At 73.2% G+C, this 17,808-nt stretch carries 14 protein-coding genes; 6 read left to right on the top strand and 8 right to left on the bottom strand.

What is annotated here, in order from left to right:
* Nucleotides 1–44 precede the first annotated feature (44 nt).
* The 3 genes from ACW69E_RS07300 (at nt 45) to ACW69E_RS07310 (ending at nt 4,023) form a co-directional block, all read left to right on the top strand.
* On the top strand, nt 45–1,391 hold the full coding sequence (locus ACW69E_RS07300; RefSeq protein ID WP_457497355.1) for an ABC transporter substrate-binding protein: 1,347 nt from the start codon (nt 45–47) through the stop codon (nt 1,389–1,391).
* A gap of 185 nt (nt 1,392–1,576) precedes the next feature.
* The gene (locus tag ACW69E_RS07305) at nt 1,577–2,923 is read left to right on the top strand and encodes a pectate lyase family protein (RefSeq protein ID WP_457497356.1); all 1,347 of its coding nucleotides are present in this window, start codon (nt 1,577–1,579) and stop codon (nt 2,921–2,923) included.
* Nucleotides 2,920–4,023, top strand: coding sequence for a pectinesterase family protein (locus ACW69E_RS07310; RefSeq protein WP_457497357.1), 1,104 nt, complete (start codon nt 2,920–2,922; stop codon nt 4,021–4,023). The genes ACW69E_RS07305 and ACW69E_RS07310 overlap by 4 nt, the downstream gene beginning before the upstream one ends.
* A 58-nt stretch (nt 4,024–4,081) precedes the next feature.
* Here the strand turns inward: ACW69E_RS07310 and ACW69E_RS07315 are convergent, their stop codons facing one another.
* From ACW69E_RS07315 to ACW69E_RS07330, 4 genes are all read right to left on the bottom strand, one after another.
* Nucleotides 4,082–4,756 (bottom strand): response regulator transcription factor, encoded by a 675-nt coding sequence (locus ACW69E_RS07315; RefSeq protein ID WP_457497358.1) that lies wholly within the window; start codon nt 4,754–4,756, stop codon nt 4,082–4,084.
* Entirely contained in the window at nt 4,753–5,943 is a 1,191-nt protein-coding gene (locus tag ACW69E_RS07320) for a sensor histidine kinase (protein ID WP_457497431.1), read from the bottom strand. Before ACW69E_RS07320 ends, ACW69E_RS07315 begins: the two co-directional genes overlap by 4 nt.
* A gap of 106 nt (nt 5,944–6,049) precedes the next feature.
* On the bottom strand, nt 6,050–7,132 hold the full coding sequence (locus ACW69E_RS07325) for a hypothetical protein (protein WP_457497359.1): 1,083 nt from the start codon (nt 7,130–7,132) through the stop codon (nt 6,050–6,052).
* A gap of 118 nt (nt 7,133–7,250) precedes the next feature.
* Entirely contained in the window at nt 7,251–8,048 is a 798-nt protein-coding gene (locus ACW69E_RS07330; protein WP_457497360.1) for an IclR family transcriptional regulator, read from the bottom strand.
* A gap of 194 nt (nt 8,049–8,242) precedes the next feature.
* Between ACW69E_RS07330 and ACW69E_RS07335 the strand changes: the two genes are divergently transcribed.
* Nucleotides 8,243–9,772, top strand: coding sequence for an aldehyde dehydrogenase (NADP(+)) (locus ACW69E_RS07335; RefSeq protein WP_457497361.1), 1,530 nt, complete (start codon nt 8,243–8,245; stop codon nt 9,770–9,772).
* A 177-nt stretch (nt 9,773–9,949) separates the two neighbouring features.
* Nucleotides 9,950–11,053 carry an aminotransferase class V-fold PLP-dependent enzyme gene (locus tag ACW69E_RS07340; protein ID WP_457497362.1) on the top strand — a complete coding sequence of 368 codons (1,104 nt, stop codon included), beginning with the start codon at nt 9,950–9,952 and terminating at the stop codon, nt 11,051–11,053.
* Nucleotides 11,054–11,116: 63 nt separating this feature from the next.
* Here the strand turns inward: ACW69E_RS07340 and ACW69E_RS07345 are convergent, their stop codons facing one another.
* From ACW69E_RS07345 to ACW69E_RS07360, 4 genes are all read right to left on the bottom strand, one after another.
* Complete coding sequence (locus tag ACW69E_RS07345) at nt 11,117–12,148, bottom strand: LacI family DNA-binding transcriptional regulator (protein ID WP_457497363.1); 1,032 nt, start codon at nt 12,146–12,148, stop codon at nt 11,117–11,119.
* 79 nt (nt 12,149–12,227) lie between these two features.
* Nucleotides 12,228–13,139 (bottom strand): carbohydrate ABC transporter permease, encoded by a 912-nt coding sequence (locus ACW69E_RS07350; RefSeq protein ID WP_457497364.1) that lies wholly within the window; start codon nt 13,137–13,139, stop codon nt 12,228–12,230.
* Nucleotides 13,136–14,092 carry a carbohydrate ABC transporter permease gene (locus ACW69E_RS07355; RefSeq protein WP_457497365.1) on the bottom strand — a complete coding sequence of 319 codons (957 nt, stop codon included), beginning with the start codon at nt 14,090–14,092 and terminating at the stop codon, nt 13,136–13,138. The genes ACW69E_RS07350 and ACW69E_RS07355 overlap by 4 nt, the downstream gene beginning before the upstream one ends.
* A complete protein-coding gene (locus ACW69E_RS07360; RefSeq protein ID WP_457497366.1) occupies nt 14,089–15,384 on the bottom strand; it encodes an ABC transporter substrate-binding protein in 1,296 nt (431 codons plus the stop codon). Before ACW69E_RS07360 ends, ACW69E_RS07355 begins: the two co-directional genes overlap by 4 nt.
* Before the next feature lie 175 nt (nt 15,385–15,559).
* On the opposite strand from ACW69E_RS07360, the gene ACW69E_RS07365 reads away from it, so the two are divergent.
* Nucleotides 15,560–17,566, top strand: coding sequence for a beta-galactosidase (locus ACW69E_RS07365; protein WP_457497367.1), 2,007 nt, complete (start codon nt 15,560–15,562; stop codon nt 17,564–17,566).
* Nucleotides 17,567–17,808 lie beyond the last annotated feature (242 nt).

The raw sequence follows: 17,808 nt of genomic DNA on the forward strand, positions 1-17,808 counted from the left end.
CGAACACCCACGCGGAAACGCACGACCAGGAAAGAGACTCGACGATGAGTGGAAACATCAGCCGCAGACCCCGTGCCCGCACCCTGCTGGCCCTGGGCGTCAGCGCCTCCCTCGCACTGACCGCCACCGCCTGCGGCGGCTCGGGCACCGAGACGGGCAGCGAGGGCGAGGGCGAGGGGAAGATCGTCTTCTGGGACAACAACGGCGGCGTGCGCACCGAGGTCTGGAAGAAGATCATCACCGAGTTCGAGAAGGAGAACCCGGACATCGACGTGGAGTACGTCGGCATACCCATCGCCGACGTGCAGTCCAAGTACGACACCGCCATCCAGGGCGGCGGCGACAGTCTGCCGGACGTCGGCATGGTCGGCACGGCCTACCTCGCCAACATGGTCGCCCAGGGCGCGCTGGACCCGGTCGGGGACCGGATCGAGGACGGTCCCCTGAAGGGCAAGCTGGTCAACGGCATGGTCGAGAGCGTCAAGGCCGCCGGGGGCGAGAAGGACCAGATGTTCACCGTCCCCACCTCCGCCAACCAGGGCGTGCTGTGGTACCGCAAGGACATGTTCGGCAAGGCGGACCTGCCGGCCCCCGACACCTGGGAGAACTTCTACCGGGCGGCCGAGGAGCTGACCGACAAGAAGAACAACCGGTTCGGCTTCACCATCCGCGGCGGCGCCGGCTCCGTCGCCCAGGCGCTGGAGATGATGTACGCCCAGTCCGGCATCGAGAGCTTCTGGGACGGCGACAGGACCACCGTCAACGACCCGGAGAACGTCGAGGCGCTGGAGAAGTACGTCGGCCTGTACAACGAGCACACGCCCAAGGCCGACCTGAACAACGACTTCACCAAGATGGTCGCCACCTTCACCGGCGGCGAGGTCGGCATGCTCCAGCACAACCTGGGCTCCTACACCGACCATGTGAAGGCGTTCGGCGAGGAGGGGATCGGCGGGCTGCCGATGCCGGCCTCCTCCGAGGGCGGCCCGCGCACCCTGGTCTCCAACCCGGTCGACGGGATGGGGCTGTTCAAGTCCAGCCAGAACAAGGCGGCGGCCTGGAAGTTCATCGAGTTCGCCGCGTCCGCCGAGATGAACAGCCTCTGGAACGAGTCCGCGGGCGCCATCCCCGCCCACACCGACGCCGCGGACGACGAGTGGATCAACAAGGCAGAGCCCACCAAGGCGGCCATGGAGTCGCTCGACGACCCGAACACCAGGATCGTCCAGCTGCCGTACTACCTGCCGGACTGGAACAGCATCAGCAAGGCCGACACCGAGCCCAACTTCCAGAAGCTGCTGCTGGGACAGATGACGGCCGAGGAGTTCGCCGACGACCTGGCGAAGCGGCTCAACGAGGCCCAGGCCGAGTGGAACGAGCAGAAGGGCTGACGCCCCTTCCGCGGCGGGGCGGCACCGCACCTGCCCGCCCCGCCGCACCCGCCCGGGGGCCGGGCCGGCCCGCCGCGCCGTCCGCGACCACCGGACGCTCCCGGGCCCCGGAAACCCCTCGCACGATCCGCACGACCCGCACGACCCGCACGACCCGCACGACCCGCACGACCGAAGGAGTCGCAGTGCAGAGAAAAGTGTGCCAAGCACGTGTCATAGCCCTGACAGGGTGTGCCTCGCTCGCCCTTGCCGCCCTCTCCGTACCCGCCCAGGCCGCACCGCGCCACGGCGGCGACCAGGCCCGCGCCGTCCTGCCGAAGAACGACGGCTGGGCCTCGGCCGAGGGCGGCACCACCGGCGGCGCCGCCGCCGACGCCGACCACGTCTTCACCGTCACCAACCGCGCCGAGCTGGCCGCGGCTCTGAACGACGGCGACGACACGCCGAAGATCATCAAGGTCAAGGGCACCGTCCACGGCAACGCCGACGACCAGGGGCGTCCGCTGACCTGCGAGGACTACCAGCGCGACGGCTACACCCTGGAGAAGTACCTCCAGGCGTACGACCCCGACGTCTGGGGCGAGAGGGAGCCCTCGGGGCCGATGGAGGAGGCCCGCGCCGCATCGGCCGCCGAGCAGAACAAGCGGGTCAAGCTCAACGTCGGTTCCAACACCACCCTGATCGGGGTGGGCGAGGACGCCGCCATCCTCGGCGCCAGCCTCCAGATCCGGGGCGTGGAGAACGTCATCGTCCGCAACATCACCTTCGAGGACACCTACGACTGCTTCCCGCAGTGGGACCCCACCGACGGCGAGAGCGGCGCCTGGAACTCCGAGTACGACAACGTCGTCGTCCACGGCTCCCGCCACGTCTGGATCGACCACAACACCTTCACCGACGGCCGCCGCCCCGACAGCGAGCAGCCGCGCTACTTCGGCCAGATCTTCCAGCAGCACGACGGCCTGCTCGACATCGTGCGCGGCGCCGACCTGGTGACGGTGAGCTGGAACGTCTTCACCGAGCACGACAAGACCATCCTGCTGGGCAACAGCGACAAGGCCGAGGCCGACGACCGCGGCAAGCTGCGCACCACCTTCCACCACAACCTCTTCGAGGACGTCAACGAGCGCGCCCCGCGCGTGCGTTTCGGCCAGGTGGACGCCTACAACAACCACTTCAAGCAGAACGAGGGCGCCAAGTACGGCTACACCTGGGGCATCGGCAAGGAGGCCGCGCTCGTCGCCGAGCACAACGCCTTCACCCTCCACGAGGGGCTGACCCCGGCCGACACCATCCGCCAGTGGACCCCCGGCACCTCCATGACCGAGCGGAACAACTGGGTCAACGGCCGGTACGTGGACCTGCTGGGCGCCTACAACGCCGCCAACCCCGACCGCCTCCTGGGCGACGACGCGGGCTGGACCCCGGTCCTGCGTACCCGCGTCCACCACCCGCTGGCCGTCCCGTACCTGGTGGACCGGCACGCCGGGGCAGGGGAGATCAAGGTCCGGGACGGAAAGGGCCGCGGGTGAGCGGGGCGCTGACGAGCAGACCACGGGCGGGCGCCACCCGGCGCGGCGCGCTCCTGGCCGGAGCCGGCGCCGCCCTCGGTGTGGCCCTGGCGGGCCGGGCCCACGCCGGGCCCGCCCACGCCGGGCCGCGGCTGAGGGTCGCACCGGACGGCGGCGGCGACTTCGCCACCGTGCAGGAGGCCGTGGACGCCACGCCCGACCGTCCAGGGACGCCCTGGACCATCGCCCTGGCCCCCGGCGTCTACCGCGAGACGGTGAACATTCCGGAGAGCAAGACGGGGCTGACCCTGCTGGGCGGCACCGGCGACCCCCGCGACACCGTCATCGTCCACGACAACGCGGCGGGGACCCCCAGACCCGACGGTTCCGGGACCTACGGCACCTCCGGCAGCGCCACGGTCACCGCGCGGCCCGACGGCTTCACCGCCCGGCGGATCACCTTCGCCAACGACTGGCTGCGCGCCGACCACCCGGAGATCACCGGCGGCACCCAGGCGGTGGCGATCAAGGCGATGGGGGACCGGTCGCTGTTCGACCGCTGCCGCTTCCTGGGCCACCAGGACACCCTGTACGCCGACACGCGGCATGTCTCGCTCACCGCACGGCAGTTGTTCCACCGCTGCTATGTCGAGGGGGATGTGGACTTCGTCTTCGGCCGGGCGACCGCGGTCTTCCACGGCTGCGAACTGCGCACCCTGGACCGGGACGCGGACTTCACCCCGTACGGGTTCGTCTTCGCGCCGTCGACGGCCGCCGGCACCCGGTACGGCTACCTCGCCCACCGCTGCCGGATCACCACCACCGCGCCGGCCGGCGCGTACAAGCTGGCCCGGCCCTGGGTGCCCGGCAGCGATCCGGAGGCCCGGCCGAGCCTGGTGGTGCGCGAGAGCCTGCTGGGCGACGGGATCGACGCGGCCCGGCCGTACGCCGACATGCGGGAGCAGTACCCGTGGCAGGGGTTCTTCTTCCGTGAGTGGGCCAACCGGGGGCCGGGCGCGGCCGTCACCGATCCGGCCGAGCGGCCGCGGCTGACGGCGGCCGGGGCCGCCGAGCACACGCCCGCGGCCTATCTGGGCGGCTGGCGTCCCGCGGTCGGCTGAGCCCCGCACGGCGGGTGCCGCCTCCGGCCGGGGACGGCCGGGCGCGGCATCCGCCGGGTCAGTGCGGGCCGGGGGTGACGAAGCCGCTCTCGTAGGCGGTGATGACCGCCTGGGTGCGGTCGCGTGCGCCGAGTTTGGCGAGGACGGCGGCCACGTGGGTTTTGACGGTGGCCGCTCCCACCGCCATCCGGTCGGCGATCTCGGCGTTGGTCAGGCCGCGTGCCATCAGCCGCAGCACCTGTGCCTCGCGTCCGGTCAGCCGGGTGCGCAGGCTCCGGCCGCGGTGGTGGGGTGCGTGGCGGGCGGCCAGGGAGCGCACGGCGGCGGGGAACAGCAGGCAGTCGCCGCGGGCCACCAGTCGTACGGCCGCGACCAGTTCCTCGGCCGCCGAGCGTTTGAGGAGGAAGCCTGCGGCACCCGCGCGCAGGGCGTCGTAGACATGGGAGTCGTTCTCGAAGGTGGTCACCACCAGGATCCGGGGTGCTTCTTCGCCCATGGTCTCCAGCAGGTGCTCGGTGGCGCGTATGCCGTCGAGTTCGGGCATGCGCACGTCCATCAGCACCACGTCGGGGCGCAGGGCGCGGACGGTGGAGACGGCCTCGGCGCCGGTGGCGGCCTCGCCGGTGACCTCCATGCCGTCCTGTGCGCCGAGGATGGCCCGCAGTGCGGTGCGCACCAGCATCTCGTCGTCGGCGACGACGATCCGCAGCGGGGCGGTGCCGGGGCCGTTCACCGTTCTCCCCCCAGGGGCAGGCGTACGGTCAGCCGCCAGTTGCCGCCCAGCGGGCCGGCCTTGGCGCGGCCGCCCAGTGCGGCGGCGCGTTCGGCCGTGCCCCGCAGGCCGGTGCCGCCGCCGGGGCGGGGTCGGTGCGGGCCGCTTCGGGGGTGCAGCGGGTTCTCCATGGTGATGAGCAGTTCCTCGTCGCGGAGGGTGAGTGAGAGGGTGACGGGCGCCCGGTCCGCGTGGCGCAGTGCGTTGGCCAGGCCCTCCTGGACGATGCGGTACGCCTCCCGGGACACCGTCTCGGGCAGGGGCTCCGGCGTCTCCGGCCAGGTGCCGGGGCCGGTGGTGAGGGTCACGGGTGTGCCGCCGGCGCGGGTCCGCTCCAGCAGGGCGTCGAGTTGGGCGAGGGTCGGTCCGGCCGGGGTGCGCGGGGGTGTCTCGCCGTCCTCGCGGAGCATTCCCAGTACGGTGTCGAGTTCGCCGGTGGTGTGCCGGGCGGTCTCCTCGATGGCGGTCAGTGCCCGGCGGACGAACTCCGGGTCGGAGCCGAGGACGGTGCGGGCCGCGCTCGCCTGGAGTGCCACCGCGCTCAGTGCGTGGCCGACGCAGTCGTGCAGCTCGCGGGCGATCCGGTCGCGGGCGGCGAGCGCGGCGGCGCGGGCCTCGGCGGCGGCCAGCCGGTCCGCGGGGGCGGGGCCGAGCAGGGCGGGGGCGCAGCGGGCCAGCAGGGCGCCCGCGGCCCATACCGCCGCCACCAGGGCGGCGAGGAGGGCGGCCGCGGTCACCGGTGCCGTCCACAGGGCCGTGTCCGGGGTGTCCCAGTGCCACTGCCGGCGGCTTTCGCGCAGTTCGCGGGAGAAGGGCATGGCCGTCAGGACCGCCGCGGCGGGAGGGATTGCCAGGGTGGCGCCGCTGACCGGTGCGCCCAGTCCGAGGTGGAGGGTGAACCACGCCGCTGTGCGCCGCCGGGCGGCCCAGGAGGCGGCCGGCGCGGTGGTGAGTTCCCCGCCGGGGGTGCGGCACAGTGCCCGTGCGGCGGCGCTCTCCAGGGTGCGGGTCAGTGGGAGGAGCGCGGTGGCGGCGGCCGGCGGCAGGGACAGGCCGTATGCGGCGAGTTGCCAGCCCGGTTGCCTCAGGGGGTCGGCGCCGGGTACGGCGATGGAGATCACCACGGTGGTCAGCAGGAAGTACGGCATCAGCAGTGCGCCGCCCAGCAGCAGGTGGACCCAGCGCAGCCGCAGCCGCCGGATGTGTTCCGTGCCCGTCCCGCTCACCCTGCCCGCCCCGTCCGTCCCGTTCCGGTCATGTCGCGGCGGTGTGCCGGGTGGGTGCGGTTGCCGGTGTGCGCCCGGTCGCCGGTTCGGCGGCCCGCTCGGCGAACAGGTGGGCTCCGGTGGCGAGTACGAGCATCCCGGCGAGCACCTCCACAGAGTAGGTCAGTGTCATCAGCGCGGTGGCCTGCTGCGACGGATCCACCATGCCGTCGTTGAAGACGCCGCTCAGCAGGGACCAGCCGCCTCTGGCGGCCAGGACGGCGCTTCCGGTCCAGGCCAGGGCGACGGCGGTGCGCAGCCGTATCGCCCCGGTCCGGCCGGCGGGGAAGGCGAGCAGCACGATGCCCGTCGCGGCGGCGGCCGCGGCGAGTGCGTCCAGGCCCGCGATCAGCCGGAAGGCGCTGTCGGCCTGTCCGGCCCGGTGTGCGGGGAGTCCGGCCGTGGCGCCGGCCGACCACAGCAGTTGTGTCACCAGGGGGAGCAGTGCGGCCGTGGCGGCGGTCACCGCGATCGTCCGCCGGGCGGGGGCGGTGGGTGCGCCGGTGTCCAGTGCGGCGAGGGGGCCGCGCAGCAGGTGGCCCCAGCGGTCGCGTACGTAGAGGGCGGCCAGGGTGCCGAGGGTGAGTGCCTGGACGGCGAAGCCGGTGTAGACGACGGTGAAGACCCAGGCGTCCAGGGAGGCCCGGGTCTCCTGGCTGACGGTGCCCTCGCCGGTGGCCGCGCCCAGCAGTGAGAGGGCGGGGACGGCGATGGCGATGGGGGCGAGCAGTCCGGTGGCGGTCCACAGTGGCAGGGCGGTCAGCCAGGCGGGCAGTCGTCTGCCCCAGGGGAGGGTGAGGGCGAGGACGAGGACGACGACCGCGGCGTCCATCGCCACGGTCAGGGAGTTGGCGAGGGCCAGTGAGGCGGTGTTCTCGGGGGCGCGCAGTTCGCTGCCCTCCGGGATGCCGATGTGGAGGCCGCTCAGCCAGGCGGTCTTGAGGGCCAGGTACGGCAGGCAGGCGGCGATGGTGACGGCGCGCAGGAGTCGGCGCAGGGGGCCGGTGCGGGTGGTGCGGGGCGCCGTGGGCGCGGAGGCCTTCGGGGCCGGGGCGGTGGGTGTGGGTGCCATGGTTCCACGTTCCCGCCCCGGCCTTCCGCCGCGCTTCCTGCCGGGAGTGGAACCGCCTCCCCCGTGCGGGGGAGGCGGTCTGCGACCTCGGTGGGGGCCGGCGGGTGCGGGAGGGCTGCTAGAGGTGGCGGGTGGCCAGGGCGAGCCGGTCGCGTGCGTCGAACAGGGCGTCCTTGATGGTCTGTTCGTGGGCGGGGGTCAGCCGTGCGACCGGGACCGAGCAGCTGATGGCGTCCCGTGCGGGGGTGCGGTAGGGGATGGCGACGCCGAAGCAGCTCAGTCCCAGGGTGTTCTCCTCGCGGTCGACCGCGTAGCCCTGTTCGCGGATCTGGTGGAGTTCCGCGATGAGTTTCTCGCGGTCGGTGATGGTGTGCTCGGTCAGTGGTGCCAGGGCCTCGGGGAGCATGGCGCGGATCCGGTCGTCGCCGTAGGTGGCCAGCAGGGCCTTGCCCAGGGAGGTGGAGTGCGCGGGCAGGCGCCGTCCCACCCGGGTGAAGGGGCGCAGGTAGTGCTGCGACTGGCGGGTGGCGAGGTAGACGACGTTGGTGCCGTCCAGCCGGGCGAGGTGGATGGTCTCGGTGGTGTCGTCGGAGAGCCGGTCCAGGGTGGGGCGGGCGGCGGCCACGACCTCGTCGCCGTCGATGTAGGAGGTGCCGACCAGCAGGGCGCGCACCCCGATGCCGTAGCGGGTGCCGGTGGCGTCGGTCTCGATCCAGCCCAGCTCCACGAGTGTGCGCAGCAGCATGTAGAGGCTGGACTTGGGGTAGCCGACGGCCTCCTGGACGGCGGCGAGGGTGTGCATGCCGGGCTTGCCGGCAAAGAACTCCAGCAGTTCCACGGTGCGTACGGCCGACTTGACCTGTGCCCCGCCCGCCTCCGGTTTCCTGCCGGGGGCGCCCCCGTGCGCAGAAGGCATCGACCTTGACCCTTTCGCTCGACCGGCCATAGAGTCCCAGATGGCTATTCACACATAGGGACGGCGTTCAGTATATCGAACAAGGTCTCCGGGGGGACAGTCTTCGGCGTCCGGGATTCCGGACGCGCCCCCGCCGGCCCCGTCGCCCCCTGCCGCCGTCCGGTCGGCGGCCGTTTCGAAGGAGGAGTTCAGCGGTGGCAGTACCAGTGTGGAGCGTCGACCCCAGGACGGGGAAGCGGCGTGAGCAGGTCGCGGCCGAGGCCACGGCGGCCGACGTCGACGCGGCCGTACGCGCGGCCCACGCCGTCCGCGGCGAGCTGGCGGACCGCACCGCGCGGATCGCCCTGCTGCGCGCGGCCGCCGAGGAGCTGGAGGCCGCCCGCGGTGAGATCGTCGCCGCCGCGGACGCCGAGACCGCGCTGGGCGAGGTCCGGCTGAACGGCGAACTGGGCCGCACCACCTACCAGTTGCTCGCCTTCGCCGACGAGGTCGCCGACGGCGCGTACCTGGGCGTCGTCATCGACCACGCGGACGCCTCGCTCACCCCGCCCCGGCCCGATCTGCGCCGCTACAAGATCCCCCTGGGTGTCGTGGCGGTCTACGCGGCCTCCAACTTCCCGCTCGCCTTCTCCGTCCCCGGCGGCGACACCGCCAGCGCCCTCGCGGCGGGCTGCCCGGTCGTGGTCAAGGCGCACCCCGGCCATCCGGCCACCTCCGAGCTGTGCGCGGCCGCGCTGCGCCGGGCGGCCGTCCGCGCCGGTCTGTCCGAGGACGTCGTGGGTGTGGTGCACGGCTTCGGGGCGGGTGTGGAGCTGGTGAAGCACCCGCTGGTCGCCGCGGCCGGGTTCACCGGCTCGATCCGGGGCGGCAGGGCGCTGTTCGACGCCGCCGCGGCCCGTCCGGTCCCCATCCCCTTCCACGGCGAGCTGGGCAGCCTCAATCCGGTCGTCGTCACCGAGGCGGCGGCCGAGGAGCGCGCCGAGGAGATCGGGGGCGGGCTGGCCGGGTCGATGACGCTGGGCTCGGGGCAGTTCTGCACCAAGCCGGGGCTGGTCCTCGCCCCCGAGGGCGAGGCCGGCGACCGGCTGCTGAAGGCCCTGGCCGACTCCGTCGCCGGGGCCGCCCGCGGGCCGCTGCTGGACACCCGGATGCGCGAGGCGTTCCTGGCCGGGGTGAGGGCCCGGGCGGAGCTGGAGGACGTGACGGCGCCGGTCGCCGCGGCCGAGGGCGAGGAGCAGAGCGTGGGTGCGGGCTTCCTGACCGTCCCGGCGGAGCGGCTCGTCGGCTCCGAACGGCACGCCCTGCTGCTGGAGGAGTGCTTCGGGCCCGTCACCGTCGTCGCCCGCTACCGGGACGCCGGCGAGGTCGGCGCCGTGCTGGCCAAGCTGCCCGGCAACCTCACAGCCACCCTCCACATCGCCGGGGAGGAGGCGGGGCAGGAGGGCGGCGCCGCGGCCCGGCTGCTGGGCGAGCTGACGGCGCTGGCCGGACGGGTCCTGGTCAACGGCTGGCCCACCGGTGTCGCGGTCGCCCCCGCCCAGCACCACGGCGGCCCCTACCCGGCCACCACCTCCACCTCCACCTCGGTCGGCGCCACGGCCGTCGAACGCTGGCTGCGTCCGGTCGCCTACCAGGACACCCCGCCGGCGCTGCTGCCCGAGGAGCTGCGCGACGACAACCCGCTCGGCCTGCCGCGCCGGGTGGACGGGCGCCGCGAGGGCTGAGAGCCCCGGGCCCTGGGACCCTTCCCTGTGTGGCCGCCCTCCGCGGAGGGCGGCCACGGGCGCTTCCACGGAGGCCGGAGAAGAGGGGGAGGGCCCTCCTGCCATAAGCGATGCTTTGAGATCGCCCAAGACAATTCGCCATGGACAGGAGCGAACCGGGGCGACACAGTGGCGTGCATGGAGACCTCACTGCCGGGAGCCCCCGGTCTGCCGAAGACGCCGCGTCCGCCGGCTCTGCCGGACCTCGTACGTGCCGAGTTCGCGCCGGCGACCGTCTATCTGAACACCGCCTCGCACGGCCTGGCCCCCGCCCGTTGCGCCGACGCCCTGCGGGAGGCGGTACGGGAGACGGTGGAGGGGCGCATCGACCTGACGCGCTGGTTCGCCGTGATCGAGCAGGCGCGGGCCCGCTTCGCCCGGCTGGCCGGCCTGACCCCGGACAGGGTGGCGCTGGGGGCGGCCGTCTCCGCGCACGTCTCGCTGGTCGCGGGCTCACTGCCGCCCGGCGCCGAGGTGCTGGTGGCCGACGGCGACTTCAGCTCACTGGTCAACCCGTTCGCGATGCGCGCAGACCTCAAGTTGCGCACCGCCGCGCTTCAGGAGCTGGCGGACGCCGTCCGGCCCGGCACCGCGCTGGTGGCCGTCAGCGCCGTGCAGTCGGCCGACGGCCGCCTCGCCGACCTCGCCGCCGTCACCGGGGCCGCGCGGGCCCATGGAGCCCGCACCCTGGTGGACACCACCCAGGCCGCCGGCTGGCTGCCACTGGACGCGGACGCCTTCGACTACACCGTGTGCGGCGCCTACAAGTGGCTGCTGTGCCCGCGCGGCACCTCCTTCCTCACCGTGCCGGCGGACGGCGGGGGCCTGGTGCCGCTGCAGGCCGGATGGACCGCGGGGGAGCGGCCCTGGGACAGCTGCTACGGGACGGTGGAGGAGCTGGCCCGCTCCGCCCGCCGCTTCGACGTCTCCCCGGCCTTCCTGCCCTACCTGGGCGCCGAGCGCTCCCTGAGTCTGATCGAGGAGGCCGGGCCGGAGGCGATCGGCGCCCACGACAGGGCTCTGGCCGCCCGCTTCCGCGCCGGAGCCGCCGGGCTGGGCCACCGTCCGGTGCCCGGCGACTCGGCCATCGTCGCGGTGCCCGGGCTGGGCGGGGCGGCCGAGGCGCTGAAGGGGGCGGGGGTGGAGGTGTCCGTCCGGGCGGGGAACCTGCGCGCGGCCTTCCACCTGTACAACACGGCCGAGGACGTGGACCGGCTGCTGGCGGCGCTGCCCCGGGCGTGACCCGGGCGGCCGCGGGCCCCGGGCACGCGGTCCGGGGGAGGGCCGCTGCCCGGGGCCTCGCGGTCACGCCGACTGCCTGCGCACCAGCTCGGTCGGCAGGATCACCGCCGACGGCTCCTCGCCGCCGATCAGGCCCAGCAGCACCCGCACCATCTCCGAGCTGATCCGGTCCCACGGCTGGCGGACGGTGGTCAGCTCCGGGAGCCCGGAGACGGCGGCGGGGGAGTCGTCGAAGCCGCCGACGGCGACGTCGTCCGGCACCCGCCGTCCGGCCCGCTCCAGGGCGGTCAGCGCACCGCGCGCCATCAGGTCGGAGGCGACGAACAGCGCGTCCAGACCCGGTACGCGGTCGAGCAGTTCGGCGGCGGCCCGCCGGCCGCTGTCGCGGCTGTAGTCGCCGTGGGCGACCAGCTCGTCGCCGGCGGGGAGCCCGGCCTCGGCCAGCACCTCGCGCCAGCCCGCCAGCCGGTCCACCCCGCCGGGGGTGTCCGGCGGTCCGGCGACGGTGGCGATGCGGCGGCGACCGAGCGAGACCAGATGCCGCACGATGTCGCGGGCGCCGTCGCGGTCGTCGGCCGCCACATGGGCGATCCTGGCGGTACGCCCGCTGCGGTCGATCGGCTTGCCGCTGGCGACCACCGGTATGCCGGCCCTCGTCAGCTGCTCGGCCACCGGGTCGCCGGTGTGGCTGGAGACCAGCAGGACGCCGTCGACGTGGCCCGCGGTGACGTAGCGCATGACACGGCGCCGCTCGGCCGGCGTACCGGCGATCATCAGCAGCAGCGGGATGTCGTGCGCGGCCAGCGCCTGGGTGCAGCCGCGCAGCAGCACGTTGAAGTTGGGGTCCTCGAACAGCTTCTCCTGCGGTTCGGTGAGCAGGAAGGCCACCGAGTCGGAACGGCCGGTGATCAGGCTGCGGGCGTGCCGGTTGACGACGTAGCCCGTTCTGCGGATCGCGGCCCTGACCGCGTCCGCCGCGGCCGGGCTGACGTTGTGCCCGCCGTTGAGGAACCGCGAGACCGTGCCGCGGGAGACCCCGGCCTCCCGTGCCACGTCGTGGATCGTCGGCGGGCGCCGCCGCTCACTGCCGCTCATGCGGTACCCATCCTCGTGTCCGTCCCCGTCTCCCCGTCTCACGTGCAATTGTCGGTGATCCCCGCGCACCGGCCGGCCTTCACGACTTCACCGCCCCGGACAGCAGGTCCAGGCTCCAGAACCGCTGGACCACCAGGAACAGGGCGATCAGCGGCAGGACGGCCAGCAGGGCACCGGCGATGACCAGGGTGTACAGGGCCGGGGTGGCGGACCCCTGCTGGAGCAGGGTGAACAGCCCGAGCGTGACGGGGAACTTCTCGTCGTCACCGAGCATGATGTACGGCAGCAGGAAGTTGTTCCAGATCGCCACGAACTGGAAGAGGAAGACCGTCACCAGGCCCGGCAGCATCATCGGCAGTGCCAGGGAGCGGAAGATCCGCCACTCGCCGGAGCCGTCCATCCGTCCCGCCTCCACCACGTCCGCCGGCACGGCGGCGGACGCGTAGATCCGGGCCAGGTAGACGCCGTAGGGAGAGAGGATCGACGGCAGCAGCACCGACAGGTGGGTGTCGGTCAGATTCACCTCGGCCAGCAGCAGGTACTGCGGCACGGCCAGGATGACCGGGGGCATCAGCACCCCGGTGAGCAGCACGTTGAAGACGGCCTCCCGGCCGCGGAAGCGGTGGACGGCCAGGGCGTAGCCGGCCAGCGCCGACACCGCGGTGGACAGCAGGGCCCCGAGTCCGGCGTAGAGCGCGGAGTTGGCCATCCACTGCCAGTAGACGCCGTCGCGGTAGGCCGTCAGGTCCGCCAGGTTCTTTGCGAAGCCGGTGCCGGGCAGGAAGGTGAAGGTGGAGAACAGCTCCCGTCCGGACTTGGTCGAGGCGACCACCACCCAGGCGACCGGCAGCAGGCAGTAGAGCGCGCCCAGCAGCAGTGCGGCGGTGGGCAGCAGCGCGGTGCGGCGCGGCGCGCGCGGGGGCGCGGGAGCCGGTGCGGAGGCGGGCGTGGCCGCGGGGGCGGCGGTGGGAGCGGTGGACGCGGCGGTCATCGGGAGTCCCCTCGGCGGGTGCGGGAGTTCGCGATCCTGAGGAAGCCGAAGGAGAGCACGAGCGTCACCGCGGCGACGACCACCGCGGTGGCGGCGGCCGAGTGGATGTCGCCGCGGACGAAGGCGTCCTCGTAGACCTTCATCAGCGGACTCCAGGTGGTGGGTACGGAGTTGGTCAGCGGTTTGAGCGTGGTGGGCTCGCTGAACACCTGGAGCGTGGCGATCACGGAGAAGAAGAAGGTCAGCACCAGCGACGGAGCCACCATCGGGACCTTGATCCGCAGCGCGATCTGCAGCTGCGAGCAGCCGTCGAGCCGGGCGGCCTCGTAGACCTCGGCGGGGATCGCGCGCAGCGCCGTGTAGACGACGATCATGTTGAAGCCGGTGCCGCCCCACACCGCGATGTTGGCCAGCGCGGCGTAGAGCGCCCCGCCGTCGAGCAGATCGGGCGCGGGCAGGCCGAGTTCGCCGAGCACGAAGTGGAACGGGCTGACGTCGGGCAGGTAGAGGAAGCCCCACAGCAGCGCCGCGATCACCCCGGGGACGGCGTACGGCAGGAAGATCGCCAGCCGGGTGAAGGAGCGGCCCCGGACCCGGTCGGCGTCCAGCATCAGGGCGAAGACCAGGGCGAGTCCGAGCATGACGGGCACGACGATCAGGCCGTAGCCCAGCACCCGCAGCGCGCCGGCGGCCAGTTCGGGGTCGGTGAGGGAGTCGGTGTAGTTGGACAGGCCGGCCCACACCTCCTGGCGTGCCCCCGCGCCCAGGCCGAGTCCTTCGACCTCGACCCGGCGCAGGCTCAGATGGAGGGCGTAGCCGACGGGGAGTGCGAAGAACAGCAGGAACAGGGCGGTGGCGGGCAGCAGGAAGAGGTACGGCGCCCGCCGCGTGCCGCCGGCCCGCGCGCCGCGGCGGGCCGGCGCCGGGCGCTTCGCCGTGGTCGCCGGTGTCACTCGGCGACTCCGAAGCCCTGCTTCTTCAGGTCCGTCACGGTGGCCTCGTGCATGGTCCGCAGCGCCGCGTCGAAACCGGACCGGTTCTTGGCGGCCTCGCTGAAGGCGTCCTTGAAGGTGCTGTAGGCGACGTTGACGTTCGGGCCCCAGGCCGCGGGGGCGGTGCCCTGGGCGATCTTCGCGGCCTGCTCGTAGAAGTCGGGCTGGTTGGGGAAGAAGTCCGGAGCCTGGGTGAGCGCCCCGCCGCTCTGGGCCGCCTTGGCGGCCGGGTAGACGCCGCTCTCCCGCACCAGGGCGTTCAGCGCCTCGGGGTCGGTGTTCAGCCAGGTGGCGAACCGCGCGGCGGCCTCCTTGTGCTCGGAGTCGTTCGTGACCGCGGTGGTGGAACCTCCCCAGCTGCCGGTGGTGTTCGCTCCCTTCTCCCACTGGGGCAGCGGCGCCATCGCCCACTTGCCCTTGGTGTCGGGGGCGGCGGTGGTGAGGGTGCCGGGGGCCCACACGGCGCTGACCCAGGCGATCTGCTTGCCGGTGTTGAGGGCCTTGTTCCAGGCGGGGGTGTACATCGGCTGGTTGTCGATCGCGCCCTCCTCGACCAGGGAGCCCCAGAATTCGGCGACCTTCCGGGTGGCCTCGTCGTCGATCGCGACCTTCCACTTCTGGCCCTCGGTGGTCCACCAGCGCGCGCCGGCCTGCTGCGCGAGGCCGGCGAAGAGGCCGGCGTCGTTGCTGGAGAAGGTGGTGAGGTCCTTGTCCGGAGCCTTCCGCTTGAGCGCGCGGGCGGTGTCGGCGAACTCCTCCCAGGTGGTGGGCACCGTCAGCCCGTACTCCTCGAACAGGTCGTGGCGGTAGTGGAACATCATCGGCCCCGAGTCCTGCGGGAGGGCGTAGACCGCGTCGCCGCCCAGGGTGACCTGCTGCCACAGCCCGGGGGCGAACTCCTCCTCCGCACCGGCCACCTCGCCCGATATGTCGGCCAGCACGTCGTTGCCGACCAGAGTGGGCAGCGCCTGGTACTCGGCCTGCACCAGATCGGGGGCCTCGCCCGCCTTGGCCGCGGTGAGGGTCTTGGTCACCAGGTCGTCCCCGCCGGCCTGCTTCTTGACGGTGACCTTGACGTCCGGGTTCTCCTCGTTCCACAGGGCGACGACCTTGTCCATGCCGGGCGCCCAGGCCCAGTAGGTCAGTTCCGCCGGGCCGGAGGCGGCGGAGTCGCCGTCCGATGAGCCGCAGCCGGTGAGGGCGGCTGCCGCAACAACGGCCGCGGTGCACGCCGCGACGGTGCGGTGGTTCATGTTTCCTCCCTGACAAGGCACTGTGAACGTGCACAGTAGAGAAAGCGAACTGACTCTTGTCAATGGTTCGGAGCTTGATGTTTTCTAGGTGATGCAGTCGATAAATGGCTGTGAACGTTCCCAGTTCTGTCTCACTCCAGCCCACTCGGGCCGGAGCTTCGACCCAGGAGGTCGCATGGTGCGCCTCGCCTACGGCGGCGACTACAACCCCGAGCAGTGGCCCGAGGAGGTCTGGCACGAGGACGTCGCGCTCATGCGTGAGGCCGGTGTGACCACGGTCAGCGTCGGGATCTTCTCCTGGGCGATGATCGAACCGGCCGAGGGCGTCTTCGACTTCGGCCGGCTCGACCGGATCGTCGATCTGCTGCACGAGGCCGGTATCGGCGTCGACCTGGCCACCCCCACCGTGGTGCCGCCCGCCTGGTTCTACCGGGCCCACCCCGAGGCGCTGCCCGTCAGCCGGGAGGGCGTGCGCTGGGAGTTCGGCTCACGCGGCGCGATCTGCCACAACTCGCCGGCCTACCAGGAGGCATCCGCCCGGGTCGCCCGCGCGCTGGGCGAGCGCTACGGACGGCATCCCGCGATCGTGATGTGGCACGTCCACAACGAGTACGGCGTACCCGTCCTGGAGTGCTACTGCGAGACCTCCGCCGCGGCCTTCCGCACCTGGCTGCGGGAGCGCTACACCACCCTGGAGGAGCTCAACGCCGCCTGGGGGACCGCCTTCTGGGGGCAGACCTACGGCGACTGGGAGGAGATCGCCCCGCCCCGGGCCACCCCCACCGTCTGCAACCCCGCCCAGCGCCTTGACTACGCCCGCTTCGCGAGCGACAGCGCCCTGGCCAACTTCCGCCGCGAGCGCGACCTGCTGCACGAGCTGTCCCCGGGCGTCCCCGTCACCACCAACTTCATGGTCTCGCCCACCCAGTGCGACACCATCGACTACTGGGCCTGGGGCCGCGAGGTCGACATCGTCACCAACGACCACTACCTGGTGGCCGAGGACGAGCGCAACCACGTCAACCTGTCGATGGCCGCCGACCTGACCCGCTCGGTCGCCGGCGGCGAGCCGTGGCTGCTGCTGGAGCACTCCACCAGCGGCGTCAACTGGCAGCCGCGCGGCATCGCCAAGCGCCCCGGCGAGATGGCCCGCAACTCCCTGGCCCACATCGCCCGAGGCTCGGAGGGGGCGATGTTCTTCCAGTGGCGGGCCTCCCGCTCCGGCGCGGAGAAGTTCCACTCGGCGATGGTCCCGCACGCCGGCACCGACAGCCGGATCTGGCGCGAGGTGGTCTCGCTCGGCGCGGACGTCGCGGCGCTGGAGGAGATCCGCGGCACCCGCACCGTCGCGGACGTGGCGATGATGTGGGACTGGCAGTCGTGGTGGGCGCAGAAGCTGGAGTGGCGCCCCAGCCAGGACCTCGACGCACGCGAGCGCGCCGAGGCCTGGTACGCGGCTGTCTTCGACCGCCGTCTGACGGCCGACTTCGTCCCCCCTCGGACCGATCCGGCGAAGCTGGCCGCGTACCCGCTGGTGGTGGTCCCCGCCCTCTACCTGGCCACGGCACGGACCGGGGAGAACCTGCGCGCCTACGTGGCCGGCGGCGGCACCCTGGTGGTGTCCTACTTCTCCGGCATCGTCGACGAGCACGACGCCGTCCACCCCGGCCCCCACCCGGGCGCGCTGCGGGAGGTGCTGGGGCTGACGGTCGAGGAGTTCCAGCCGCTGCGGGCGGGCCAGACGGTGACCGTCCTCGGACCCGAGGTCCCCCCGCTGGAGGCCGACGTGTGGGCCGAGACCGTCGTGGCGCGGGGCGCCGAGACGGTGTGGTCCTACGCGGACGGCCCGGCCGGGGGCGGCCCCGCCGTCACCCGCAACAGGCTGGGCGAGGGCACCGCCTGGTACGTCTCGACGCGGCTGGGCCCGGGCGGGCTCGACGCCGTGCTGGCCGCCGCCTGCGCGGACGCGGGCGTCGCCCCGCGCGACGGGATCCCCCACGACGTGGAGGTGGTGCGCCGATCCGGGGAGTCGGGCACCTACCTCTTCGTCCTCAACCACACCGGCGCCGACGCCAAGGTGCCGCTGGAGACGTCCGGCACCGAACTGCTCGGCGGCACCCGCGTGGCCGGCCGACTCGAGGTCCCCGCGGGCGGGGTCCGCGTGGTCCGCCTCGACGGCTGAACCCCGGGCGCCTCGCACGGCCGGCCCCCCAGGGCGGGCCGGGCAGCGGTGCGGGGACAGCGCGAGCCCCCCGCAACCCCGCGAGAGAAGCACGTCAGAGCCCGGCCAGAGCCTGCCGGGTCCCGTCAGAACACCGGAAGAAAGGGCACAGCCATGCGCAGACGCACCGCCTTGCGGCTGGGAACAGCCGCTCTCGCCGCCCCCGCCCTGGCCGGCGCCGTCCCCGGTACGGCCGCGGCCGC

The sequence above is a fragment of the Streptomyces sp. SS8 genome, assembly GCF_054072955.1.